General features: G+C 51.0%; 1 rRNA gene. It reads right to left on the bottom strand.

The annotated features are described in order from the left end of the window. A 16S ribosomal RNA gene (locus L5M51_RS22770) occupies positions 1-425 on the bottom strand; the annotation flags it as partial. Positions 426-601 lie beyond the last annotated feature (176 nt).

Here is a 601-nt window from a genome sequence, read left to right as displayed (position 1 = left end):
CCCGAAGGCCTTCTTCACACACGCGGCATGGCTGCATCAGGGTTTCCCCCATTGTGCAATATTCCCCACTGCTGCCTCCCGTAGGAGTCTGGGCCGTGTCTCAGTCCCAGTGTGGCTGATCATCCTCTCAGAACAGCTAGGGATCGTCGCCTTGGTGAGCCATTACCTCACCAACTAGCTAATCCCACCTAGGTTCATCCAATCGCGRAAGGCCCGAAGGTCCCCTCCTTTCCCCCGTAGGGCGTATGCGGTATTAGCAGTCGTTTCCAACTGTTATCCCCCTCGACTGGGCAGATCCCTAGGCATTACTCACCCGTCCGCCGCTCGCCGCCTCAGGAGTAAACTCCCTTGCGCTGCCGCTCGACTTGCATGTGTTAGGCCTGCCGCCAGCGTTCAATCTGAGCCATGATCAAACTCTTCAATTAAAGTTTTGTTGCTTCCGTCTTGCGACTTCAGCGGCTCAATGAATTCTGATTTTTTGTTTCTAACTAAAGAAACAAACTGTACATATTACTATGAACACTCATTGTTACATTGATTTAAATTTTTGACTGCCAACCCGAAGGTTAAGCAGTTTCGATTAACTCAACACCTGTGAGTG

The organism is Shewanella sp. SM73 (assembly GCF_025653795.1).
Classification (GTDB): domain Bacteria; phylum Pseudomonadota; class Gammaproteobacteria; order Enterobacterales; family Shewanellaceae; genus Shewanella; species Shewanella oncorhynchi.
Note: the sequence above shows the minus strand (reverse complement) of the source record. Positions and strands in the feature narration are given on the sequence as shown.